The organism is Candidatus Tisiphia endosymbiont of Hybos culiciformis, from assembly GCF_964030975.1.
Classification (GTDB): domain Bacteria; phylum Pseudomonadota; class Alphaproteobacteria; order Rickettsiales; family Rickettsiaceae; genus Tisiphia.
The window spans coordinates 519014-544780 of sequence record NZ_CAXIQH010000001.1; the positions used below are offsets into that span (position 1 = coordinate 519014).

The 25767-nt window shown below is 33.3% G+C and carries 24 protein-coding genes; 8 read left to right on the forward strand and 16 right to left on the reverse strand.

The window, feature by feature from the left end; translation table 11 throughout:
- Positions 1-126 precede the first annotated feature (126 nt).
- Together ACQH2P_RS02705 and ACQH2P_RS02710 are read right to left on the reverse strand one after the other, a co-directional pair.
- Positions 127-1350, reverse strand: a complete 1224-nt coding sequence (locus ACQH2P_RS02705) for a reverse transcriptase domain-containing protein (protein ID WP_425362889.1) — start codon at positions 1348-1350, stop codon at positions 127-129.
- 361 nt (positions 1351-1711) lie between these two features.
- Positions 1712-2821, reverse strand: a complete 1110-nt coding sequence (locus tag ACQH2P_RS02710; RefSeq protein WP_425362890.1) for a tyrosine-type recombinase/integrase — start codon at positions 2819-2821, stop codon at positions 1712-1714.
- A 56-nt stretch (positions 2822-2877) separates the two neighbouring features.
- Between ACQH2P_RS02710 and ACQH2P_RS02715 the strand changes: the two genes are divergently transcribed.
- Positions 2878-3006, forward strand: a complete 129-nt coding sequence (locus ACQH2P_RS02715; protein WP_425362891.1) for a hypothetical protein — start codon at positions 2878-2880, stop codon at positions 3004-3006.
- Here the strand turns inward: ACQH2P_RS02715 and ACQH2P_RS02720 are convergent.
- Positions 2990-3205, reverse strand: coding sequence for a hypothetical protein (locus tag ACQH2P_RS02720; protein WP_425362892.1), 216 nt, complete (start codon positions 3203-3205; stop codon positions 2990-2992). The two genes, ACQH2P_RS02715 and ACQH2P_RS02720, sit on opposite strands and share 17 nt — an antisense overlap.
- A gap of 1033 nt (positions 3206-4238) precedes the next feature.
- Here ACQH2P_RS02720 and ACQH2P_RS02725 point away from each other — a divergent pair.
- The 3 genes from ACQH2P_RS02725 (at position 4239) to ACQH2P_RS02735 (ending at position 7707) form a co-directional block, all read left to right on the forward strand.
- A complete protein-coding gene (locus ACQH2P_RS02725; protein WP_425362893.1) occupies positions 4239-4937 on the forward strand; it encodes a M15 family metallopeptidase in 699 nt (232 codons plus the stop codon).
- Between the two features lie 304 nt (positions 4938-5241).
- On the forward strand, positions 5242-5367 hold the full coding sequence (locus ACQH2P_RS02730) for a hypothetical protein (protein WP_425362894.1): 126 nt from the start codon (positions 5242-5244) through the stop codon (positions 5365-5367).
- A gap of 615 nt (positions 5368-5982) precedes the next feature.
- Positions 5983-7707, forward strand: coding sequence for a leucine-rich repeat domain-containing protein (locus tag ACQH2P_RS02735; protein WP_425362895.1), 1725 nt, complete (start codon positions 5983-5985; stop codon positions 7705-7707).
- A 177-nt stretch (positions 7708-7884) separates the two neighbouring features.
- On the opposite strand, the gene cyoE is transcribed toward ACQH2P_RS02735, so the two are convergent.
- The 6 genes from cyoE to ACQH2P_RS02765 all read right to left on the reverse strand — a co-directional run bounded on the left by cyoE (position 7885) and on the right by ACQH2P_RS02765 (position 15773).
- Positions 7885-8814, reverse strand: a complete 930-nt coding sequence (gene cyoE / locus ACQH2P_RS02740; RefSeq protein WP_425362896.1) for a heme o synthase — start codon at positions 8812-8814, stop codon at positions 7885-7887.
- 21 nt (positions 8815-8835) lie between these two features.
- A complete protein-coding gene (locus ACQH2P_RS02745; protein WP_425362897.1) occupies positions 8836-9111 on the reverse strand; it encodes a type II toxin-antitoxin system RelE family toxin in 276 nt (91 codons plus the stop codon).
- Between the two features lie 2 nt (positions 9112-9113).
- Positions 9114-9362, reverse strand: coding sequence for a type II toxin-antitoxin system Phd/YefM family antitoxin (locus ACQH2P_RS02750; protein ID WP_425362898.1), 249 nt, complete (start codon positions 9360-9362; stop codon positions 9114-9116).
- A gap of 87 nt (positions 9363-9449) precedes the next feature.
- Positions 9450-11663: a DNA topoisomerase IV subunit A gene (parC, locus tag ACQH2P_RS02755; protein WP_425362899.1), complete on the reverse strand. Its 2214-nt coding sequence runs from the start codon at positions 11661-11663 to the stop codon at positions 9450-9452.
- Between the two features lie 201 nt (positions 11664-11864).
- The gene (locus ACQH2P_RS02760; RefSeq protein WP_425362900.1) at positions 11865-11999 is read right to left on the reverse strand and encodes a hypothetical protein; all 135 of its coding nucleotides are present in this window, start codon (positions 11997-11999) and stop codon (positions 11865-11867) included.
- A gap of 342 nt (positions 12000-12341) precedes the next feature.
- The gene (locus ACQH2P_RS02765) at positions 12342-15773 is read right to left on the reverse strand and encodes an autotransporter domain-containing protein (RefSeq protein WP_425362901.1); all 3432 of its coding nucleotides are present in this window, start codon (positions 15771-15773) and stop codon (positions 12342-12344) included.
- A gap of 639 nt (positions 15774-16412) precedes the next feature.
- On the opposite strand from ACQH2P_RS02765, the gene ACQH2P_RS02770 reads away from it, so the two are divergent.
- The gene (locus tag ACQH2P_RS02770; RefSeq protein WP_425362497.1) at positions 16413-17636 is read left to right on the forward strand and encodes an IS256 family transposase; all 1224 of its coding nucleotides are present in this window, start codon (positions 16413-16415) and stop codon (positions 17634-17636) included.
- Positions 17637-17958: 322 nt separating this feature from the next.
- Here ACQH2P_RS02770 and ACQH2P_RS02775 read toward each other — a convergent pair whose 3' ends face one another.
- The 3 genes from ACQH2P_RS02775 to tolQ are packed head-to-tail and all read right to left on the reverse strand — an operon-like array spanning position 17959 to position 20034.
- Positions 17959-18885, reverse strand: a complete 927-nt coding sequence (locus ACQH2P_RS02775; RefSeq protein ID WP_425362902.1) for an energy transducer TonB — start codon at positions 18883-18885, stop codon at positions 17959-17961.
- Positions 18875-19309, reverse strand: a complete 435-nt coding sequence (gene tolR, locus ACQH2P_RS02780) for a protein TolR (RefSeq protein ID WP_425362903.1) — start codon at positions 19307-19309, stop codon at positions 18875-18877. The genes ACQH2P_RS02775 and tolR overlap by 11 nt, the downstream gene beginning before the upstream one ends.
- Complete coding sequence (gene tolQ / locus ACQH2P_RS02785) at positions 19309-20034, reverse strand: protein TolQ (protein WP_425362904.1); 726 nt, start codon at positions 20032-20034, stop codon at positions 19309-19311. Before tolQ ends, tolR begins: the two co-directional genes overlap by 1 nt.
- A gap of 129 nt (positions 20035-20163) precedes the next feature.
- On the opposite strand from tolQ, the gene der reads away from it, so the two are divergent.
- Both der and ACQH2P_RS02795 read left to right on the forward strand, forming a co-directional pair.
- The gene (gene der / locus ACQH2P_RS02790; RefSeq protein ID WP_425362905.1) at positions 20164-21555 is read left to right on the forward strand and encodes a ribosome biogenesis GTPase Der; all 1392 of its coding nucleotides are present in this window, start codon (positions 20164-20166) and stop codon (positions 21553-21555) included.
- 94 nt (positions 21556-21649) lie between these two features.
- Positions 21650-21868, forward strand: a complete 219-nt coding sequence (locus tag ACQH2P_RS02795; protein ID WP_425362906.1) for a hypothetical protein — start codon at positions 21650-21652, stop codon at positions 21866-21868.
- Here ACQH2P_RS02795 and ACQH2P_RS02800 read toward each other — a convergent pair.
- The gene (locus ACQH2P_RS02800) at positions 21825-22331 is read right to left on the reverse strand and encodes a DNA-3-methyladenine glycosylase (RefSeq protein WP_425362907.1); all 507 of its coding nucleotides are present in this window, start codon (positions 22329-22331) and stop codon (positions 21825-21827) included. The two genes, ACQH2P_RS02795 and ACQH2P_RS02800, sit on opposite strands and share 44 nt — an antisense overlap.
- Before the next feature lie 48 nt (positions 22332-22379).
- On the opposite strand from ACQH2P_RS02800, the gene ACQH2P_RS02805 reads away from it, so the two are divergent.
- Positions 22380-22514, forward strand: coding sequence for a hypothetical protein (locus ACQH2P_RS02805; RefSeq protein WP_425362908.1), 135 nt, complete (start codon positions 22380-22382; stop codon positions 22512-22514).
- A gap of 17 nt (positions 22515-22531) precedes the next feature.
- On the opposite strand, the gene ACQH2P_RS02810 is transcribed toward ACQH2P_RS02805, so the two are convergent.
- The 3 genes from ACQH2P_RS02810 to ACQH2P_RS02820 are packed head-to-tail and all read right to left on the reverse strand — an operon-like array spanning position 22532 to position 25418.
- Positions 22532-22747, reverse strand: coding sequence for a hypothetical protein (locus tag ACQH2P_RS02810; protein ID WP_425362909.1), 216 nt, complete (start codon positions 22745-22747; stop codon positions 22532-22534).
- Positions 22748-22797: 50 nt separating this feature from the next.
- The gene (locus ACQH2P_RS02815) at positions 22798-24603 is read right to left on the reverse strand and encodes a glycosyltransferase family 2 protein (protein WP_425362910.1); all 1806 of its coding nucleotides are present in this window, start codon (positions 24601-24603) and stop codon (positions 22798-22800) included.
- Positions 24588-25418: a hypothetical protein gene (locus ACQH2P_RS02820; protein ID WP_425362911.1), complete on the reverse strand. Its 831-nt coding sequence runs from the start codon at positions 25416-25418 to the stop codon at positions 24588-24590. Before ACQH2P_RS02820 ends, ACQH2P_RS02815 begins: the two co-directional genes overlap by 16 nt.
- Positions 25419-25767: the final 349 nt, after the last annotated feature.

A 25767-nucleotide genomic window follows, 5' to 3' on the forward strand; every position in this document is an offset into this window, starting at 1 on the left:
GTATATTTTTATAATATTTCTTATAAAAATTGTCATTTCGTGGAGTAGACGTAATAGTCACCTATTACGCCCCTCGTTAGATCCGCATCGTGCCCTATTAAGGCAATGGGCTCAAGATATCATCATTTACACAGTATGTACACTTAACATGACATGATATACTTTTACCTTTGGCAAAGGGTGGCGTATAATGAAAAGTTTAAATTGTTCCCAGTTAAGTGATTTCTTTTGACTGCGTCTGTTTAGCCATTTGAACATTATTTTAACCGCCTTCCATATGAAACTATCTACTGCATTGCAATTGTGCGACACTCCATAATATTGGATATGTCCTCTAAGCTTGCTGCAGAATGTTGCCCATATGATAGGTAGTTTGCATTTGTTTCTAATGCCTTTACCCCAGTCATTAACTTTCTTTAACTTGGCTCTTATTCTTTTTCCACTACTCTTTACTTTAGGTATTATTCTACCATTCCTAGACCTTCCCAGATAAAAGGTAAATCCTAGAAAATCAAAGACCTCCTGTTTTATACCTCGAAACAGCTGACTCTTTGAAAATCTGACCACTCTGGTCTTTTCTTCATTAAGTTTAAGTTTATACTTTTCGAGTCGTTTTGCAAGAACTGCTTTAATCTTCTTTGCATCCTCTTCATATCTACAGCATATCACCGCATCATCACAGTAGCGAAATAACTCTACCTCTCCCCTGCAATGCTGGGTAACTACTTTTTTAATCCATTCATCTAGTACATAATGAGCAAATATATTCGCAAGTACGGGGCTTACAATACTTCCTGCAATTACCCCTTCTTCCTGGATAGTTAACTCTCCATCAGATAATACTCCCGCCTTAAACATACGGATTAAATACCTAATTAGCCTCATATCCTGGACTTTCTCCTGTAATATTTCGATCAATATCTTCCTGTCCACTGTACCAAAAAAGTTTGCTAAGTCTAAGTCTATTATGCTCTCAACCTCCTTTTCATAAAGATGTTTTGAAAGCTCTCTTACTGCATCATGACATCCAATTCCTGCCCTGAAACCGTAGGAACATTTAAGGAATAATGGCTCATAGATGTTCTCAAGTACTTTCTTCATCATCTTTTGGCAGAGCTTATCTTCGAAATTGCTAATCCCTAAAGTCCTATATTTACCCGGGCTTCCTTCCTTTGGTATCTTTACCTCTAGTATATTCCCTGGTTTATATACCATATTCTTTAGCTTACTAGCCAATTCTCTGATATTCTCTGTAAGGTTTAAGCTATAGTTTGATTTGTCCATACCATCTGTTCCAACTGCTTTCTTCGCATCAAGCTCTTGGTAACATTTGGTAGTAGACCTAACCAATCACTCAATTAGACCCCTCCTCAGAACCGTACGTGCGGAACTACCGCATACGGCTCCCGAAAAGCAAGATAGTTTGCTAGGTTGACCTCTAGTTTTCTGTTGCTTGCTGTCTTGTGTAGAACATCAGCTTCCACTACCAATAAAATTTCGGGGCTATTACGTTCACCATTTGGTTTCGGCTCGAATGTTTCGCTGTCTACGCTTCACCACTGTTGTTACCTTCAGCAGTGCAAGACTCGCTATATGGTGGAGCTAGCTTCTCCTTCCATAACAGGACTTTCACCTGTAAGACTAATGCGCCTTTTCTTGGCACACACACACTTTCTTGGACAGAGCCCAGCATTACTCTTGTGTTTATATATTATTTAGTTATCTGTTGCGTCAATTCTTCAATCATTTTTTGCTGTGCTTTAATCTGACTTTGCAGTGCCTCAATAGTATTATTAGCTTCAATATTATCAGCAATTTCTTTTGTTGCCTTTGGCATAGTTATTTCATTTTCTGGAAAAAATCCTAGGTCTTCTAGAATCTTGTCTAATGGAACCGCAGATTTGTCCTGGAACTCTCTAACTTGCTCCTTCCCTATAATATCATATACTCCAGTTGACCTTTGATCCTTATGACCTAAAGCCTCAGCTATTATCTCTCTATCTGCTCCAACTTTACGCATCCAACTGCCGTGTGTTCTTCTTAAATCATGTATCCTTAAATCTTCAATACCAGCCAATTTACAAATTTTCTGCCAAATATAATCAGGGGAGGCTATGTGACCACTTTTACTCTGATCGCTAGGAAATACCCATATTGATTTATTATTATTCTCTTTTTCTCTCATTGTCAATATCCTTAGGGCGGAGTTCACTAAATGAACTCTTTGTGTTTTATTATTTTTAGCAGACTTAGCTGGTATAGACCATGTCATATTTTCAAAATTAATATCCTGCCATTTCATAGAAAAAACATTACTTTTCCTTGCTCCAGTGAATAATAGCATTAATATCACATCCGCAATTATCCTAGTACATTTCTCAATAACTACATTAATGAACCTTGACAGTTCCTCTTGGGTTGCAATATATCTTTCTCTGACGTTTTCTAGATTTTTCTCAATATCCTTTGCTGGATTCTTATCTAACATTTGCCATCTAATACCTCTATTGAACATCGCACTAAATAACTTAAGAAAGTTGTTAGCACTATATATACCTCTATTATTACTAATATTATTAAACGTTTTCTGAATATCATCCATTGTCACAGTAGATATTTTTATTTCATAATAATCTTTACCATATAGAGTCATTTTAGCAATATCAGACTTCCAGCCCTTATTCTTACGTTTACAGTGTTCTTCAATATATTTATCAAAGAACTCTTTAACGGTTAACTTGGTTAGTTTATCATCTATTGGATTATTTGTAATAGCTAATTTTTCAAGAGGGTTAATGCCTTTACAAATCTCAGCTTTCATCTCAATAGCTTTGTTTCTTGCTTCTACTACTGATATAGTTATGCCTATAGGATTAGGTGATAAAGAACATAACTATTGTAAGTTGTCATTCCCGCGTAGGCGGGAATCTAGATACCTGCTTTCGCAGGTATGACACAAAGTTTGTATCACCTAATTCAATAGGTTTCACTATATCTCCGACTTAGATAAACTACCTAACTTAATATGACGTTGTTTACCACCAACTGTTCTTCGTAAGTAAAAAACCTTGCTTTTGTTCTTTCCGGACGACGCTATGAGCAGTAAGCCGTCTTCTTTGGTATCATTATAGTAATCTTGTCCAGTTTTAGGGCAAATAATTTTGTTTGTAGATTCTTGAGTAAAATGCGAATTAAAAGTTGTCATATACCTACCTCAATTATGTTATTAGTTTCAACAGTGTTGTCACTGATGGTGTTATTGGTATTTTTTTATTTAAATTAAGTAGTTTTTTGTTGATTTTTAATATAGGTAGGCATAGACTTGACTCCTGTTTTTTTTGAGTTTCAGAAAATAGACACTGAGGTTAGAGTGAAATTTGTTCGATTGTCTTCTAACCTCGGTGCTTGACACTACACCACGTAGTATCGTCTTTCACAAATACTATTATTTTTCCGCAGAGTAAAGGGGATTTTTTAATAAAACTAAGATTTTTTTTAAAGTTCTTTAGAATAGTGTTGATCTAATAACAGCCACTAAAATTGTTATTGCAGCTTTTCAAGAGGGTTAGCATTTGGTAGCTCTGGTTGTTGTATTTTTGGAAGATGAAATGAACTGGTGTCATATATCTAGCTAAACTAAATTTGTTACATAATTAATTAATATAATTAATTATGTAACAATATATAAAGTTAATTAGGTATTTAAATTAATATATTTTTATTGACTATTATAACAATAATTCAACTAAAAGTATGGTTTTAAAAATAATATTTTTATAGTAGTTTTATAGTAGATTTTTGGGTATATTCCTCAATTTTTACAAGAAATTGACCAATATATTAAGTTAAAATAATGTGCAAAATATTAATTAAAATTAGAGGAGAAAGGCTTATGAGTACTAGGGTTTCAAGGGTGCAAAACAATAGCGGAAATAGTGCCATTGCGAGGGTGCAAATTTCACCCTGTGTTCCTCGCAATGACGTTAATCACATACGACTTTTAAAGTACACTATCTAAAACCGTTTCCTCTTCCAACTTTCGACAGCTGTGCTACTAAAGTAGCTCCTCGCAATGACGAAAAAGCTATCTAGAATCTTAACGGGTTAGCTATATTATCACAAGAACAATTCAATAATAAGATATTGTTTTGTAGAAAAGTGCATGATAAATTATTATTTTTTATTAACAATAATTTTGTCACTAAATATTGAATATTAGTTTAATAGAGAGATATATCATGTTAAATAAAACAACTAATTTACCTAAAGGTTTTGAGTATTTGGATCAAATAGACCCAACCATAATGCAACATATGATGTATTATAGTAATAGAAATTTTATAGGAGAACAGATCAGGGGCTATAAAGCTCCTAGAGCTGTGCTAACTAAGGAAGCAGCGATTGCCCTAAAAAATGTTCAGCAAGATATAAAAAATGATAATTACTCTTTGGTAGTTTATGATGCTTATAGACCACAAAAAGCTGTACAACATTTTGTTAGTTGGGGAGAGGATAGCACTGATCAAAGAATGAAAGACTCTCATTATCCGTACATCAATAAAACTGAAATTTTTCTGTTAGGCTATATCGCTAAGCAATCACCTCATAGTCGTGGAAGTACGGTAGATTTAACTATTATTGAACTTGGGAAGCAATTAAATACCAACCCTAGAATGACAAAAAGAACCGTAAGAAACGGTCGTTCTATACCTTATTTTGATGATAATACGGTTGACATGTTTAGCTCTGTAGATCTTATGGACTCAGTATCTAACCATGATAGTAACCTAATTGATCAACGTTACTTACAAAATCGTAATTATTTACGTGCAAAAATGAAAAAGTATAATTTTGAGGAATATTCGCCTGAATGGTGGCATTATACTTTACAAGACGAGCCTTATAAAGATCAGTATTTTGATTTTGATGTTGAATAATATTTATAGCTAACCCGATAGCATTGCTCTGTCTATTACCCACATCTTTAAAAGCATTATACTTATACCTCTTGGCAGAACCCCTGGAATCTATTATAAAGACGGAACTTAGACGCACTTAATTTCGTGGGGGTTATATCAGCACAATTGTCGAAAGTTAGAAGAGGAAGCGGTTTTAGATAGTGTACTTTAAAAGTCGTATGTGGTCAGCGTCATTGCGAGAAGACCGTAGGTCGACTAAGCAGTTGTAAGTTGTTCCAGGAGTTCCCATGTCATTCCCGCGTAGGCGGGAATCTAAGATATAGTGAAACCTATTGAATTAGGTGATACAAACTTTGTGTCATACCTGCGAAAGCAGGTATCTAGATTCCCGCCGCAGCTAGGAATGACAACTTACAATCGTTATGTTCTTTATCACCTAATCCTATGAGCATAACTATACCTGCTTCCGCAGGTATGACACAAAAATGGATTGCTTCGTCGGCTCACGTCTCCTCGCAATGACGCCAGTTATTTTCCCGCAACTTCTAAACTGCCATGATGACCTCTAAACCCGTTCTACCTTCTAACTTTCGACAGTTGTGGTTATATCAGCTCGCAACGACACTTAGGGATTGTACACTCCTTGCAATGCCTTATATATACTCTTCTGCTTTAAAGAATTGGCTCCTGCAAATACTTGCAGGGCATTCGCACGTGCGAAACAAAGCTTTGTACGCCTAGACCCCTTGTTTTACGTTCCAATTCTTCAAATCATTTGAGTATACACCTATGACTTGTCTATGTAACTTCAATTCGATATAAGAACAACTAATATCTCATTATCAAATTAAGGTTATTTTTATCTCTCATCTTTACAATTTTCTAACAGAGCAGCTATATCGCCAGTTTATATTACATAAAAGTTACCATTATTTTAATATTATAGGGCAGATTATATTACATAAATATTGCTAAATATTAAAATATTGGTATTGTGTCCCTGATATTAATTAATAGTCAGCAATTTTAATAATTTGTAATATAAATAAAGGAGAAATAAGTAATGGGAAGTAATACACATAATAATAGTGGGGCTCGAGCTAATCAATCTCGGAGGAATAACTATCCAAAAACTCAATACGAGGAACCTCAAAAGGTAAAGGTTGTTAGGGGAGATGTTTCTCATACTGATATAGGGGATTTGCTATTGCAACTTGCTGTCTTATCTATGATTAAGTCTGATAACACTAGTTTTTTAAAAAATACGTCTAGTCTTTTGGAAAATCACCACAGCTTACCCACTAAGATAAGTCACCAACCTACTTCTAACGATATGACCTCTGTAGTTACTCAAAATAGCCACGTTCATCTGAATTCATTAACGCAACAAAGTTCTGTTAAATCTACTAAAACATCAAGTACTACAACAAAAATTGTTAAACAAGTCAAAGCATCCAACCAGAATGAACAATTATCATCTCATTCAACAGCAAATGATGAGCAGTCTATTATTAGGGCAAAACGTTCAGCAGGAAATGATAATTATGTAGTAGATGATGAAGATAAAACTCTATTAATGGCTTTTGCTTTGGATATAAAAGCCATTAAACAAAAAATCCAAAATAATCCATCAATTACTAAATTGTGGATACACAATGACCAAATAAATTCCAAAAATGCAACGCCTCTTGGAAAAATGCTTGACAAGACTCAGATTAATTACTTGATTTTAGATTCAAACAAACTAGAACTTAGGACAGCAATAAAACTTGTACAAATGCTTAAGGATAGTAATGTTACGACATTAGAGTTAAATAATAACCACATAAACTCTATAGAAGCAGCAAATCTTGGAAAAGCGTTGAAAGGTACTAAGATTACTAGCTTGTTTTTACAAGGGGATAAACTAGAGGTAGAAGGAGTCATAGCTTTTATAGAAGCAATAAAAGAGAATAATGTTAATCTTAATCTATTGAATCTAAAATCTAACATGATAAATGTAGAAGAAGCAAAATATATCTTACCATATCTTAACGGAACTAAGCTTACTAAAGTGATACTAGATCATAACTACATACTAGATGAAAATGGAAAAAATATTGATAACGAGTCTACTACTACAGAAGGTGGCTTTACTATTACAAAGGAAGATGCTACTCATACTAATGAAGAACCCACTCCTGAGAGCTACATTGCTTCTAAGGAAGCAATGTCACTAGGATACATCATAGGAAAATTCTTAATAGTTCCGGTAGTTTCTATCGTCAGTGCTGCAGCTACTATTGCTGGCTGTGTCACATACATAAACAACAAGTTTTGTAATGATAAAAAGGTTGAAAGTACTTCCATAGCTATGGAAACTGATGCATCTCAAGAGGTGAATGCCGGGCAACGTCAGCAGATAGTTTATAAGAGACATCCTCAGGAACAATCACCGGAAAGCATACCACCTACATCTCATAATAATAATATATATGATTTATCTTCGGTAAGAACAAAGCCATTACCAACCAGACCAGGACACCAGCCTGCCGGAGATGAAATTGACAGTTCATACGAACAGATCGGCGTATATGTCACGCAGTCATTAGAACAGCAATCTGTGCCAAGAGTGGCAACATTTTCTGGTACGTCAGATAATACACCAAAATACGTCATAGTATGCTCTCATATTGTCCTACCTGCGGCAGGAAATGACGCTATATACTTAAACATGGGAGGAGAAACAGGGGCAGCAATGACAGCACTCCAGGGGGGCTTAACTGAATATATAGAGAGTGACTGCTAGTTGTTGCATCAAAAAGCTATAAACATAAGAGATATAGCTAACCCGAATAGTACTTGTTCATAACAAACTGACGTCAGTGCGAGGAGCCACTTTAGTAGCGACGAAGACAATCTAATGAATGTGGATTGTTTCGGCTACTACGTGGTCTCGTAATAATGACGTCGGTTAGCTATAGTTTCAAAAGAAATCCAATGTTAGAAAAATGCTAAAAAGATAAAATATTGAATAGGCAAATAATTTCTTAGCTTGTTTGTTATCTTTATCACGGAATAGAGAAACAGCATAATATAGAAAAATTAGCCCCAATATAAGTGCAGTTACTAAATATACAAGACTACTTATTCCTAAGAAAAAAGGTATAAATGTAGTAATAAACATAATGATACTATAAGCAAGAATTTGTTTCTTAGTATAATAATCTCCCTTTACTACCGGCATCATCGGGACACCACAATTTTTGTAGTCTTCTGAGCGAAAAATTGCCAATGCCCAAGAATGCGGCGGCGTCCAAGTTAAAATAATCATAAATAAAGAAAAAGAGCCAAGGGAAATCTCATTAGTTACGGTTGCCCAACCGATCATAGGCGGTAGTGCACCTGCCACTCCACCAATAACTATATTTTGCATGGTTGAACGTTTTAACCACATAGTATAAATGAAGACATAATATAATATGGTTATTAGTAACAATAAAGCCGATAACAGATTAACGCAAAGTCCCATCAGAAAAACTGAGAAGAAGGCAACAACTATGCCAAAAGCTAAAGCATCCTGCGGTTCTATAACCCCGGTAACTAAAGGTCTGTTTTGTGTACGTTTCATTATGGCATCAATATCTCTATCATACCACATGTTAATAGCGGCACTACTACCAGCCCCAAGCGTAATACAGATCATAGCAATGCAACCTATAAATGGATGGATTACGCCTGGGGCAAGCCATAGACCAGAAAAGCTGGTAAATACCACAAGTGCCATAACTCTTGGTTTCATCAGTAGAACATAGTCCATAACTGAACTATTATTGGACTTTCTCTCAATAGCATTGATATTAGCACTTGTCTTTCCGGACTCTAAACTAAAGGGCTTGATTAATATTCTACTCATAATAACCTTAATTTATACTACCTAGCCTTTCTTTCTACTAAACAATTTATATATTTCATCGTCATTTCTTTTACCTATTAGCACTATTAGTAACTCGTTATTTTGATGTTGATAAATAATTCTAAACTCACCGGAATCAACTCTAAAATAATTTCTTTTTGGGTCCTGTAAAATTTTGCTATCCTGAACATGACCAGTTTGGCTTAGTTCTTTTATCTTTATTACTATTTGCCTTGCCTGTTTTTTCTGTAAGTGTGAGATAAATTTCTCGGCATCCCTTGATAAGATAATGTCCAAAATTATTCTTCTAATATCTTATCAAAAAATTCGTTCGTCTTTTCTTTTGTAAGTAACCCATTTTTTTTAGATTCGTCTGCTTTTATCGCCCAGTAAAAATCTTCAAATTTATTAAAATGTTCATATTCTTCGTAAGACATCAATACAGAAAATGGTTTTCCATATTTATTAATAATCACTGGTTCTTTTATAGCACTATTCATTAAGTTACCGAAATGATTTTGTGCTTCTCTTGCATTAATACTTTTCATATATTCCTCATTTATATATACATATAATATGTATTATAGCTACAATCAATATAATAGTTACTTAAATTCTAGGACATTTGTACAAAATTAGGAAAACTTATTATTTTTAGGAAATCCACTAGGAGGGATTTTGCCAACAGAACCTCGTCGTCCACGAAATGGTAAAAGATCTTTCTCTACCCTAGTTTTTTCTCCTATTTTCCAGCTTAGTCCTAAACTACTATCAAATATCTTAACATCCATTAGTTTGGCATCTTTGAACTTTTGTAGAGTTACGCCTTGTCCTCGCTTCATTATTGGTACTTCATTTAAATTAAATACTAATAATTTCCGGTTTTCACCTATACAAGCAAGACAATCACCATCTACCGGTACGCAAGCAATACAGTAATGATTTTCAGGAACTTGCATAATTTGCTTACCAAGTTTAGTTTGTGCTACTACTTCATCTGAATCAATAATAAATCCTTTGCCAATACTACTGGCTAGTAAAAGTTTTTGAGTGGGTTGATAGACACGCATGCTTACTATTTCGTCATTGCCAATATCTATGATCAACTTTATCGATTCTCCATTGCCTTTCCCTCTGAATATATTATCGCCTAGAATAGTGAAAAACCGCCCCGATGCACTAAATATAAGGATTTTATCAGTAGTATAAGCCTCAAGAATAAAATTTTCTGCATCTCCTTCTTTATATTTTACAGTTGATAAATCATTATTATGACCTTTCAAAGAGCGAATCCATCCCATTTTGGAACATATTATGGTAATAGGTTCTTTGGTTATGAAAGCTGAAATATCAACAACCTGAGCGATAATATTCGCCTCTTCAAAACTAGTTCGACGCATTCCTAATTTAGTAGTAATACCAAACTTTGTTTGCACCATTTTAACTTCTTTTTTAACTATTCTCTTTAATTCACTCGGATCTTGTAAAATTTTCTGCAGATTTGCATGCTCTTTTTCTAGTGAATTATGTTCGTTAATAATTTCTTGTTCTTCCAATTTTCTTAAAGATCTTAATCTTGTATTGAGAATTGCTTCAACTTGCAGATCAGTTAAACTAAACTTAGCGATCATTACTTGTTTAGGCTCATCTTCTTCACGAATAATTTTGATTATTTCATCCAAGTTGAGGTAAGCTATTCTTAAACCTTTAAGAATTTCCAATCTATGTTCAATCTTGCCAATAAGAAATTTGGATCTACGAGTAATAATATTTTGTCGATGCAATAAAAATTCCTGCAATATTTCCAGTAGATTAGCTACTTTAGGAATATTATTTGAGCCTATAACATTCATATTAAGTTGGATTCTATTTTCTAGAACGGTCAATTTGAATAATGACTCCATAATTACATTAGGATCACAATTGCGATCCCTGGGTTCAATAATTAATCTTATATCTTCCGTTGATTCATCCCTGATATTACCTATTAAAGGAATTTTTTTATCTTTCAACAAACCAGCTACTTGCTCGATAAGCTTAGATTTTTGCACTTGATAAGGTATTTCAGTAATTACTATCTGATATAAACCATAACTTAAATCTTCCTTTGCCCATCTTGCCCTTACTCTAAAACTACCACGCCCCACACTATAGGATTGATGGATTGAATCGATTCTATCAATAATTATGCCACCCGTTGGAAAGTCAGGACCTTTTACAAATTGTAAAATATCGGTAACCTTTGATTCAGGATGGTCAATTAAATATATTAGTGCATCACATAATTCATGTAAATTATGTGGTGGGATACTGGTTGCCATGCCAACTGCTATACCTTCTGAACCATTAGCCAGTAAATTAGGAAACATAGCCGGCATAATGACTGGTTCAGTATCTGAATCATCATAGGTAGCACGAAAATCAACAGTATCTTGATCTATATCTGACATTAATAAGGTACAAATTTCTGTCATTCTTGATTCCGTATAACGCATAGCTGCTGCATTATCTCCATCAATAGAACCAAAATTTCCCTGTCCATCAATTAGCGGATATCTGAGAGAAAAACTCTGAGCAAGACGTACCAATGTATCGTAGACTGCACCATCACCATGCGGGTGATATTTACCAATTACATCACCAACAACTCTTGCACATTTCTTATAGCCAGAGGTTGGTTCTAACCTTAATTGCAGCATGGCATACAATAATCTCCGATGGACTGGTTTTAATCCATCACGAACGTCAGGCAAAGATCTTGACATAATTGTTGATAGAGCATAAGAGAGGTAACGCTCTGATAATGCATTACCAAAGTCTATATGTTCTATTTTAGCATCATTTGTCATAAAAAACTTTTTCTTATATTTATTCCGTATACTCAAACTACTAGATATACTCCTATCAGGAGTATATCTAGTATAATACTCTAAATATATACTTGCACTAATACAAAAATAGTAAGAATTATACTTTTTTTATAACTGTTCTATAAATTTTGCTAATTTTTATATTAAAGTGATATTAATTATCTTTGCAAATCCATAATTTTATACTAGTATCTTATAAATTACAGTATATGTGTATAATGAACTGGTGTAATTGCGAGGAGGCATGAGCCGACGAAGCAATCCATTTTTGGTTGCTTTCCTGGATTGCTTCGTCGACCTACGGTCTTCTCGCAATGACGGAAGCTATAGTGAAACCTATTGAATTAGGTGATATAAACTTTGTGTTAACCTTGCGAAAGCAGGTATGACACAAAGTTTATATCACCTAATTCAATAGGTTTCACTATAATATCTCAGGGCTTTTTGTCCACTATTTTAGATCCCTGCTTTCGCAGGGATGACAAGCTTGGTACTGTGATTAGGTTATAAAAACTTTGTAAATCCATAAGGTTTTTGACAAAATAAGGTGAAAATCTTATGGATTTTGATGTGATTTTTAACCGCAAACATGTATTACCTCTCATGCCTACAGCCTTTTTAACGGAGCGACTAGCTATACTTGGGTGGCTATATTAATTAAAATTTAATTAGTCCATTCAAATAGAAAGAGTGGGTATTAAAGTTTCTTTTAAAACTATAATCATAACCAGCACCTAGTTTAAATGGTAAGACAGATTGTACGTTTACATAACCTCCTAAAGTATATTTAACATTCTTTGCAGATGATCCTACAGGTTTTATGGTGGGAACTACTATTGGGGTTTGATGTAATGTGTTAGTAAAGGTAATTGTGCCGGTTGAATTATTTAGTAGAACAGTATTGTCTAATTTTATGTGAACTTCAGGAATAATTGAAATGTCTTTTACTAAAATGTTTCTACTTAAACTTATTCCAGTTTCAAGTAATATTCTTTCTCCTTTCTTAGTTGGTACATTAATATTAAATTCTTTCCTATATTCTGTAAAATTGTTGATTAAAAAACGATCAAATATTATTCCTACTATTGGTTTGAACAGAAATTTATCTAAATCCATTTTATAGTAAGTTTCAAGTTTCGCACGTGTTATATAACCTTCAGTCTTACTATCAATTGCAATATTATTCCTTTCCCCTTTATTTTTAATAAAGGCTTTACCATATTTGAGATAAGAATTCAGATATATATTTGGTGATAATGTATATTGGGTATAAATTGCAGCTACATGTAAAATAGTATTTTGCTTGTCATTAAAGATGGTTTGCAATTTAGTATGCGAACTTGCAAGAGCATATGCGATTCCTATAATGAGCTTATCAAGAGGTTGTGCATCAAAACCTAAAATGACACCTTGCTGATTATTTTTAAAGGCTAAAATATTTCCTTGTTGTTGTTGTTTGGTAATAGATCTGATGAATTGAATCCATCCTCCTTTTTTAATAATATAATCATTATCTCCTGCCGCTACCACATTTGCCGTAGAATTATCTGTTAAGATATGATTTCTAATAGTTAAAGCATTAGAAATCATATCCAAATAGTCAAATTCTATATATGTAGTATATTTTGCTATATCTTTCTCGATATCAAAATTAATAGATGGAATATAGCTATTTTCTTCAGTTAATGTTTGAGCAGATGGAATCACTACTGAATCTGGTTGTTTATCTTCTGAACTTGATTGTGTAGTTTCTGAATCTGGTTGTTCAACTATTGGAGTTGATTGTGTAGTTTTTGAATCTGGTTGTTTATCTTCTGAATTTGATTGTGTAGTTTTTAAGTCTGGTTGTTCAACTATTGGAGTTGATTGTGTAGTTTCTGAATCTGGTTGTTTATCTTCTGGACTTGATTGTTTAGTTTCTGAGTTGGTTTGTTCAGTTTCTGAATCTGTTTGTGTAGCTACTGGAGATGGAGGGTCATCTACTGGATCATTAGGTTCAGCTGCTATCGGCTCCTCTTCTTTAAACAATGTTTCTAACCCAAAGCTTTCTTCATCTTCATATGGAACAACGTCTGCCTTATCAGGCACAGCTATACTCCTTTTTTTTCGATGGTTTGGATCATATCCCTTTACTTCGTCTTCCATAGTTTGAATTGGAGCTATTTGTTCTACTACTTCCATAGGCTGAATTGGAAGTGTTTGTTCTACTACTTCCATAGGCTGAATTGGAGCTATTTGTTCTACTACTTCCATAGGCTGAATTGGAAGTGTTTGTTCTACTACCATAGTCTGAATTGGAGCTATTAGTTTTGCTACTGCCATAGTCGGAACTTGAACTGTGTGTTCTGCTACCATAGTCTGAATTGGAGCTATTTGTTCTACTACTTCCATAGGCTGAATTGGAAGTGTTTGTTCTACTACCATAGTCTGAATTGGAGCTATTAGTTTTGCTACTGCCATAGTCGGAACTTGAACTGTGTGTTCTGCTACCATAGTCTGAATTGGAGCTATTTGTTCTACTACTTCCATAGGCTGAATTGGAAGTGTTTGTTCTACTACCATAGTCTGAATTGGAGCTATTAGTTTTGCTACTGCCATAGTCGGAACTTGAACTGTGTGTTCTGCTACCATAGTCTGAATTGGAGCTATTTGTTCTACTACTTCCATAGGCTGAATTGGAAGTGTTTGTTCTACTACCATAGTCTGAATTGGAGCTATTAGTTTTGCTACTGCCATAGTCGGAACTTGAACTATTTTTTCTGTTGCTATCATAGTTCTAATAGGCACTATTGGTTCTGCCGCTTCCATAGTCTGAATTGGAACTGTTTGTTCTGCTACCATATGTTGAGGTTTAGCTACTATTGGAACATTTTCTTCAAACAATGTTTCTAACCCAAAGCTGTCTCCAAATATTTCATATTGATCAGATACCTTTAACTCCTCTCTCAATGATAACCAATTTCTTGTTACAGAATCTACCCATTTTCTTCCTCTAGAATTTTGCTGTATTGGATTAGATTCTGTTATTGTAGATGGTTGAGTCGCTCCTATTATTAAATTTTCCGAAGAATAGTATCCTTCATCTTGCAACTGTTGGCGTTGCTCTGCCATCATATGCTGGGGTTTAGCTACTATTGGAGCATTTCCTTCAAACAATTTTTTCAACCCAAAATTGTTTCCAAATATTTGTTCTAGATCAACACATGTATCTATCTCTGTTCTTGGAACCAAAACTGAGGAGGATTGGGTAATAGGATGAGTTAATGGCATATTTGCTAACTTAGATTCAGATTCAATGAGGGCTTTTCTTTTTTTTTCTAATTCATGGATATCAGTTTCTTTTTGTTGGATAGCACTTAATTGTTGGTAGTACTCATCTTCTTTTTCTTTGAGTAGTAACTCATGATTTTCAATCATACTTATACTTTCTATTAAATTTGCTAACTCTTTGTTTACTCTTTCAAGTCTAGCAGAAGGACTAGGGGTTATACTAAATGAGACCTGTTTAGCGATCGCTTGCTCCTGCTCCTCTGCATCAAAGTTGCTTGGGGAGTTAAGATCATATTCTAGTTCTGTTGTATTGGTGGGTTTTACTAATAGTGAGTTTAGGGCTGGATCATAAATATATTGCTCTTCGTTAGGTAATAACGAGTCATTGTTTTCAAATTCAACAAAAAAATTTTGTTGTGTTTCTTCGCTAGATGATATCTCATCTATGATGGCTTGCTTCTTAAAATTACAGCTTCTTTTGAGATTAAGTAATACTGAGCAATCAGCTGTTAATGAATCAAATTCCTCTTTCAACTCATTTGCATTCTTAAATGGCATTATTGTTTGTAACTGTTTTTGTTTTAATTTTTTCAATTCATCTCTGGCTTCATCAATAGCACTCCATATTACTTCTACTTCATCATAATGGTAATTTAGGTGTGGATTAGATATCCGCCCTATCTCTTCATTAAGCCCTGTTGCCATAACATTAGATAAGTCAAACTTTTGTAATAAGAAAAACAAAAAAATAAAAACTATATTTTTTTTTACTAAATATTTATTAACAAGACTATTTTGTAGCATACTAAATATAACCATTCTATTACCTACTAATTAATTTATTTGTTAAAAATTAATTAACATTAACGTAGTTGTCATAGCAATACAAAGTAAAAAGTACATTTATAGTCTTATTCTTAGAAAATTAATTTGTTATATGTTGTAAAAAGTCATAATTATAGATTAAACATATCTTTAATAGAAATACGATTAATAAAACTAGGAATTACAGGAAACAAGGGAAGTGAAGAAAAAATAATAAATATAACTTCAGTTGGGCATAAAGATGATAAGAAACTGTAAGGGGTAATATTATCTAATAATAACAATAGACCTCTTGCATAATTTAAAGATAGTTGAGGATCTTAGGAGAAACGAAGCCTGCACACCTAGCACGTACGTGAGGAGCGTAGGCAAGTTTCAACGATAGAATCACCAGTTAGATTGATTTATGCAAGGAATCTAATCAAGTTGGAGAATATATTTATACCCTACCTCTCTGAGATTATATACATAATTGATAATCCTGCAAGCGTTTTTATACAAAATGTCGATCAGGGCGGTTAGAGAGTAGGCGTAAGCATCGCCACTTACGAGCCTTGTTAGAGGCTCTGTCCAGAAAAGTGTGTAAATTTCGAGATAGGTTATATATAAAAATATAACAAAAAAGGAAATTACATGAATAAAAAAACAAATGAATCAATAAAGCAAGCAGTAGATTTATTAATAGATAATGATACAGATGTAAGCACAATACTGAAAGAAGGAGGATTATTAAAAGAATTGACCAAACGCTTGATAGAGAAGGCATTGCAGTCAGAATTGAATAATCATCTAGGCTATGATAAATACAGTCGTGTAGATAATGATAATGCTCGTAATGGTATAACTAGCAAAAAACTGATCTCCGAACATGGAGCGGTTGAGATAGAAGTACCAAGAGATAGGCGTAGTACCTTTGAACCAGCAATACTACCGAAAAGACAAAAACGTTTTGATGGTTTTGATGATAAAGTCTTATCATTATATGCTAAAGGTATGAGTGTATCTGATATTAAGGTTCAATTACAAGAGTTGTATAGTGTTGAAATAAGTGAGAGTTTAATCAGTCAGATCACCGATGATGTAATGGATGATGTAAAAGCTTGGCAGAGTAGACCGTTAGAAGAGATATATCCGATAGTATTTTTTGATTGTTTAGTAGTAAAAGTTAGGCAAGACAAAAGGATAATTAACAAGGCAATATATGTTGCATTAGGGATTGATTTATCTGGTAGAAAAGATATATTGGGATTATGGATCAGTGAAAATGAAGGGGCAAAATTTTGGCTTGGTAATTTTACTGAAATGAAAAATAGAGGATTAAAGGATATACTGATTGCCTGTAGTGATAATCTTACTGGTATGTCTGAGGCGATAGAAGCAGTTTATCCAAAAACAGAACATCAATTATGTATTGTACATCAGATTAGAAATAGTTTAAAATACGTATCATATAAAGATAGGAAGCAGGTGGCTAGCGATTTAAAGCCGATATATACTGCAGCAACGGAAGAACAAGCACATTTAGCTTTAGTATATTTTGAAGAAAAATGGAATAAACAATATCCACAAATTGCCAAATCATGGTATAATCATTGGGATAATTTAATGATTTTTCTAGGATATCCAGAGGCAATTAGAAAGGTAATTTATACCACTAATTCAGTTGAATCTGTTAATAGTCAATTGCGTAAAGTAACAAATAATAAGCGTGTTTTCCCTAGTGATAGTGCTGTTTTTAAAAGCTTATATTTGACAATTGACTATATGACCAAAAAATGGACTATGCCTATTCCCAACTGGAATGAAGCTATGGCTCATTTGATGATCAAATTTGAAGATAGGCTTAACAAAATTTAATGACCTATTTTGGAAATTTACACACTTTTCTGGACAGAGCCTTGTTAGAACCTCATCGTGCGGCTTTCCCGTAATGGGTTCAAGATAATTCATTTACCTAATTTAATGCGTTTTACTATATAGTGAAACCTATTGAATTAGGTGATACAAACTTTGTGTCATACCTGCGAAAGCAGGTATCTAGATTCCCGCCTTCGCGGGAATGACAACTTACAATCGTTATGTTCTTTATCACCTAATCCTATGAGCATAACTATAGATGTTTGTGAATTTGGCATAATGTTAGTCGAGTTAGCTCTATACCAAACCAAACCCCTAGAAATTAATTTGAAAAATTGCTATTACTTGGATTAAAAAGAAAATTAAATTCTTTCCAGCTATCGTAACGTTGAGGGTCTAGATTATTAATAGGACTTGCTTGCCATACTGCCCTCATTGCACTATCAGATAGAGCATCACAAGCTGTTTGCGTTATATTTGGGCAGATTGTTTCTTTTACTTTTACCTCTTTAACACTACCATCTTTATTTAAAGCTATATACAAAGTGACCCGTAACTGCTCAAGATTTTGTATGCCAATAGGTTTGCTCCATAATTTTTCTATTTGCTGCTTAATTAAAGATATTTCACTGATAGAAAGAGCTAATGTTTCATCGTAGGAACCTTTTGACTCCTGAGTTTCTTTATTTTCTTTGGCTCTTGCTTGTTTATTCGATTTTGCATTAGCTCCTTCAGATGATTGTTCTAAATTTTTAAGCAAAGAATCTAAGTCACTTTTATTAGGAATTTTCTTTTTTTTCTCTAGAGGTTTTTTTGTTTCTGTAGGCTTCTTCACTTCTTCAGGTTTCTTCTCTTCTATAGGTTTTGTCTCTGCAGGTTTTTGATCTATAGGCTTTTTTTCCTCGATAATAGGTTTCTCTTCAATGACTTTCTTCTCTTCTACCGGCTTCTCTTCTACAATTTTCTTTTCTTCAATAGGTTGTTCTACAGGTTTCTTCTCTTCTACATAATCAGGTTTGCTTTGTTCTACTTTTTTTGCATCTTGATTTTCTATAGCTTTTTCAGGCTGTTTGGTTTTATTAGGTACATTAGATTGATTACTAATTGGTAGCATTTCAAAAACTATTACTTGCTCTTCAGGAAGTTTTTTAAATAATGATGGCAGACCAAACAAGAAAAAATAGATTATTACTAAATGAAGTGCTACCGAGCAAATAAAAGAGACAGAAACAGTATTATTATTTTTCATTATATTTAATATTTGAAACTAGTGCTACTTTAGAAAAGCCAGCGGCATGGATTTCAGCTACCACACTAACTACTTCGCCATAGGATACATTTTTGTCTCCTCTTACAAAAATCCTAGTATCTTTTTTTTCTTTTGTAATATTAGTTAGTTTGCTAGCCAAATTTTGTCTTTCTATTTTAGATTCCAATAAATATAATTCTCCTTTGTTATTAATGCTAATCACTAACGGCTCATCTTGTCCTGACAGTGGACTAGAAGTTGTTTCTGGTAAATCAACATTAATACCTGATACTAGCATTGGAGAAGTTATCATAAAGATGATCAATAGTACTAGCATGACATCAACGAGTGGTGTAACATTGATTTCACTGACTAAATTACTTCTAGACCTTTGATTGCCTTGGTTACGTAATTGTATTGCCATTACATTTTTCCTTCATCTATGGCTCTTGATAATATAGAACTTAGTTCATTAATGAAATCATCAATTTTATTGTTAATCTTCATTATTTGGGCAGAAAGGTAATTATAAAAAATCACTGCCGGAATTGCCGCAAATAAACCAATTGCCGTTGCTAGTAAGGCTTCTGCAATACCAGGAGCTACAACAGCAAGTGAGGTATTCTTTGATGCTGCAATAGACTGAAAACTATGCATAATCCCCCAAACAGTACCTAACAATCCTATAAAGGGTGTACTAGAGGCAACAGTTGCTAAAAAACCTAAATTTTGTTCTAATCTTTCAACTTCACGATTTCTGATCAAATACATAGATTGTATTATTCGCTCTTTATGGCTAATTTTAAGTGCATCAGTGAGATTTTTTGAGTTCTGGCGATTACATTCATTCATCGCTGCTACAAAAACTGCGGCAAGAGGATTATTGATTGTTCTTTTGATAGTTTCATATAATTGGTCTAAAACTGCTCCAGACCAAAAAGTGGCTTCAAAAGTCGCAACCTTCTTTCTTACTTGCATTAAATGAAGCAGCTTATCTATGATTATTGTCCATGCCCAGATTGAGGCAATTACCAAAATTATCATAACAGATTTTCCTATAATATCAGAGGATGATATCAGAGAAAAAATTGATGAACCACTTTGTGCTGTAATTTCTACAACATCATTAATATTATTATTTGTACTCATTGTTGCCGTTATATATTATCTAAAATATTGTTTTTATATCATTTAAGTGCTAATAATATAGCAAATATTGCTAATATTCAAATGATTTGATATTAGTGCCAACGCGTTATTATGATAAGATAAAGTGACATGCATAAAAAAATTGTGGCGATTATTGGTAGACCCAATGTCGGAAAATCTACGCTCTTTAATCGTCTGGCTATCAGGAAAAAAGCCATCGTACACGATCGCCCTGGGGTAACACGTGACCGAAAATACGCTGATGCTCAAATTGGACCATTCGATTTTACGGTAATTGATACCCCCGGTTTAGAAGAAGCAGAAGATGAAAAATTAGAATGTAGAATGATGCAACAAACTATGGAAGCGATTCTAGAGGCAGATTTGCTATGTCTTGTAGTAGACGGTAAGGATGGTGTATTACCTGAAGATCAGTTTTTTGCTAATTTTATCAGAAGATATAATAAGAAATCTGTGTTAATCGTTAATAAATGTGAAGGACGATTTGATTTTGCTAAAGAATACTACAAGCTTGGTTTTGATAATATAGTGCCAATTTCTGCCGAGCATGGTGTTGGTATGGCAGATTTATACGATGCAATAACTGAAGAATTAGGAAATGAGGGGGGAGAGGAAGAATTAATTGACCAATTAACCGATCCAATAAAAGCCAACTATATACAAATAGTGGTGAGTGGTCGACCAAACGCAGGAAAATCTACTTTTATTAATAGCATTATTAACGATGAACGATTATTAACAGGACCTGAAGCTGGTATAACAAGGGAATCTATAGAAATTGATTGGCTATATAATGATAATAAATTTAAATTAATTGATACGGCTGGTCTAAGAAAGAAAGGAACCGTCACTAAGTCCTTAGAAAAATTATCCTCTTCCGATGCGATTAATAGTATCAAGTTTGCTAATACTGTTATTCTGATGATTGATGCACGAAGTCCTTTGGAACAACAAGATCTAAATATTGCCAATTATGTTATAGAGCAAGGCAGAAGCCTGCTCATAGTAGTTAATAAGTGGGATCTGATTGAGAAAAGAGACCAAGATAAATTTAAAGAAGAATTTTCTTATAAGATAGAAACCAATCTACCGCAAGTTAAAGGATTGCCGATAATATTCATATCAGCCTTGAAAAAACATAATATTAATGTGGTGCTAGATGAATCTATTAAAATTTATAATTTATGGAACAAAAAAATCGCAACAAGTAAACTGAATGATTGGTTAGGTTTTGCCCTTGAACAACATCCGCTACCCTTACAAAAAGGCGGTAGACGTGTTAGAATTAAATATATGACTCAAACAAAAATTCGTCCACCAACCTTTAAACTATTTTCCAATAACCCTGAGAAAATCACTGATAGTTATACTAGGTACCTTATAAACAACTTGCGGGCAGCTTTTAATTTACCCGGTGTGCCAATAAGATTTATTTATACTAAAACTGAGAATCCATATGTAAAATCACATACTAAAAAACATATATTTCATGCAGGCTAATTAGTATCAATTAACTCATGTATGGATATCCCCAACAACTGTCGAAAGTTAGAAGAGGAAACGGTTTTAGATATAGTTATGCTCATAGGATTAGGTGATAAAGAACATAACGATTGTAAGTTGTCATTCCCGCGAAGGCGGGAATCTAGATACCTGCTTTCGCAGGTATGACACAAAGTTTGTATCACCTAATTCAATAGGTTTCACTATACCTGCTTTCGCAGGTATGACACAAAATATAGTTGGTAATTGTAAGTTGTTAACAGTGTCTAGAGTACTAAATAACGCCAAAGTTTGTCGGTACCTTTGCTAATACCAATTCTAGGGGTAGTAATAAATTGAGGAGTGTTACCTACGTCAATAACACAAAAGGATTTATTACTAGTCATATCTTGACCATTTTGGGTTTTATTAATTCCAAGAGCACGACATAATTTACCAGGTCCATCAAGTAAAACTGCTGAAGGTCTATATTGATACACTCCTCTAATTAATACAGCAGCTGGAAACCCTGGTTTTTCTGTCACTATATTTAAACAATGATACATACCATAAATTAAATATACATATGCATTACCAGCAGAACCATACATAAGCTTTGTACGAGGCGTCATCCCCTTGGCTGCATGACAAGCAGGATCATCTTCTCCGATATAAGCTTCTGTTTCAATAATTCGTGCTTCTATATTACCAAAACACAGAACCTTTCCAAGTAGCTCCTGTGATACAATAAGCGTATCTCTTTCATAAAATGTTTTTGGAAGTATTGTAGACATCTTATCCTATTGCAAAAAAAATCCATTAATTCATCAATTAAATAAGCTTTGTCAACGTCATTGCGAGAAGACCGTAGGTCGACGAAGCAATCCATAAAAGTAACCAAAAATGGATTGCTTCGTCGGCTCATGCCTCCTCGCAATGACGTTGGTTATTTTTTCGCAACTTTCAAACTACCATGATGACCTCTAAAGCCGCTCTACCTTATAACTTTCGACAGTTGTGATTCGAGTGCCGGTATCACGTACAAATCACCAGCAAAAGTAGAGTTTCGAAAGAGGTCTAATGTATTAACATATATAGTGAAACCTATTGAATTAGGTGATACAAACTTTGTGTCATACCTGCGAAAGCAGGTATCTAGATTCCCGCCTTCGCGGGAATGACAACTTACAATCGTTATGTTCTTTATCACCTAATCCTATGAGCATAACTATATGTTAAGTGCTATAACAGTGTCTAGGTCTATTCAAGGTCTAGGGTGCTAATCCCATGTTGAGTTTTATCCCATTTGAAGGGCGTAAAAATAATCTGCCAAATGGCCTTGTAACTTGCTACTGTATGCAGTAAAAAATATAAAGGCCATACCAACAAAGCGGCAATATCTAGCACTCGAAAATTAGTTATTTTGCCTTTTTTGCTCAGTAAAATAAAAAAAGCACTACCATAAAGATATGAGAAAGCAAAAAAACTATTAACTATCCACAAATAATCAATTATAGGCAATCTATTAATTTTAATAGTTAGTATTAGAAATGGTAAACAACAAAAACCATAAGAAGAAAGACCAATAAAAATGAAAATAGTAATTATTTGATAAAATTTAAACTTTTTATATTTGTCTTTTTGGGCAAGAAATACCAAAAATGTTTGGATAAATCCTTTTATCCAACGAGATCTTTGATTTATCCAACTGATAATATCTATAGGCGATTCCTCTAAAGTATAAGAATCGATCATATGAACTTTATAACCAAATGAATATAGTCTAATTCCTAAATCAGCATCCTCAGTAACATTATAAGCATCCCAGAAACCTACTCGTTGTAAGGCATCAACCTTAAAATGATTGCTAGTTCCCCCAAGAGTTACCGGTAAGTTCATCAAACTTAAACCTTTCAGAAGATATTTAAACCATAAACAATATTCTATACTAAAAAGCTTAGTGAGTAAATTTTCATTCTCATTATAAAAATTAAGTTTAGCTTGCAAACACACATACTCTTTTGGTAAATCATCAAAGGCCATTACTGCTTTAAGGAGTTGATCAGTATCAGGTCTATCTTCCGCATCATATATTACTACATATTTCCCTTTACAATATTGCATGGCATAATTAAGGGCTTTAGGTTTAGTTCTAGGTAGACTAAATGGTACTTTAATCAAATGTATATAACAAGGTAATTCATATAGAATGCTTTCCTTGTTCATCAAATAATCATCTACTTCAACAATGATTTTGACATCTAATTTATGTTTAGGATAATTAATATTAGCGATACAACTAATTATCGACTTTAGTTTACCTGACTCTTTATATAATGGCAGTAAGATAGTATAAATAGGTAGGGAATCATTGGAGTATATATAACTATTTTTAAAAGTTATATTTGGCGTAATTACTGCTTGGTTAAATAGCATAATTTTCAAAATATTTTGTGAGAAATAACAGATAATATTAATTGTATGAAAAAGATGTTTAAAATTAAGTAATATAGCAAAATATATTGCAAAAAATATGAGAATTGACTTAGTGTAGTTGACATTTTTTGCTATCATGTATAATGAGATAAATTCAAGAAAATATTTGGATTTGATGATGTTCAAATGACTAAAATTTCGTTCAAGTAACTTATAAAAATCATTCTTCCTAACCAACTTAATTGGTACGTTATAATGTATTGTTGATAACTTCCTTAAATAAGCTAGGTCATTTATAGCAAGCACCTTATTATTTTCATCATTCTCATAAATGAAATAACCGTTTCTGACATATTGATCAATTTTTGAGTAATCGTAAATCTTAACCTGAGTTTCTTGTACACTTAATAGTGGCAATAGTTTATAATTATACAAAATTTCTATAATTATCTCATTATTAATAATTCCTTCTTCAATTATTACCTTAAGAAAATCATTTTCAGCAGAGGTCTCAGCTAATTTAAACTTAACATAAGATATTTGAAAATCAGTAACTAGTTGTTCTTTTACTAAGATATCTAATAATTTATCTAGAAATTCTGTATTTAGGTTCTTTATACATCCAGCCATATTGAAAATATTACTCCTGATATTTTATAACGCTGTTTAATCAGGCTTTTATCCACAAAATACCCTATTTGTGTTGTTAGACTATTCTTCTTCAGATTACCAAACTTAATCTTTTTTGCAATTGAAAATTGCTTGTATAAAGTTTTATTATAAATATTACCGCAATTTGTTCTATTATAATATTTAGCAAAGCTTACTAACATGATACCATTTTGAAATTCAACACCTTTAGATATTGAAAAACTATAATGGCTTCTTTTGCCATATGGATTATTTAGGTCTTGTCCAAAACTCAAAATACCTTCAGCAAATACTGAAGTTTCACCTAAAATTGTTCGAATTTTTTTGGACATTGCTGATAACAATAATAATTCATAAGAAAATATCTGCTCGCAACCATCTTGAGTCATATATATTCTTGGCTGTACAGAAACTACCCGACGAACATTCTGAAAGAGCTTAATTTTATAAAATATACCAATTTCTTTATTGTCAGACAGATAGTTCATATCATGAGTTCCCTGAAATTTATTTTCTTTATAAAGCAATTGAATACCTAAATTCTGGTTGTTATTAACACCATATTCGATAGCAAAAATTCTCATTAATTGGTCTTGATATGAAGATATTTCTCTTGAAGTACGTTCTAAGGATTGAATTTGGTAAAATAACTTATTATACAGAGCTGATGAATTATTAACTAACTTGATACGTTCTTTTAAATTTGCTAATTTACGCTGAATTTGTATAAAAAGATCAGCTCTTATTTGTTTAATATTTTCAGAATTTTTATCAATAGTAGCAGTAGTAGCCATATATCTATACTTACCTGTGTCGATTAACCAAGCTGATCCATAGATCTTATTTGCTACAGAAATTATACACAAGAATATAAAAATGATTGTTACTCTCACCTTATTGGTAACTAATAGTTTAAATTTACTAAAATACAACCTATTATAAATTTAGTAAAACTAAATATAGCTAACACGATTAGTATTTACCCATTTACCTCAACGGAAAAGATGTCATTCCAGCGTAGGCGGGAATCTATAATATCTCAGGGCTTTTCTGACTCTATTTTAGTTCCCCGCCTACGCGGGGATGACAAACATTATCCGACTAAATGTTAATCGTGTTAGCTATAGCTAATTCGATTGACAG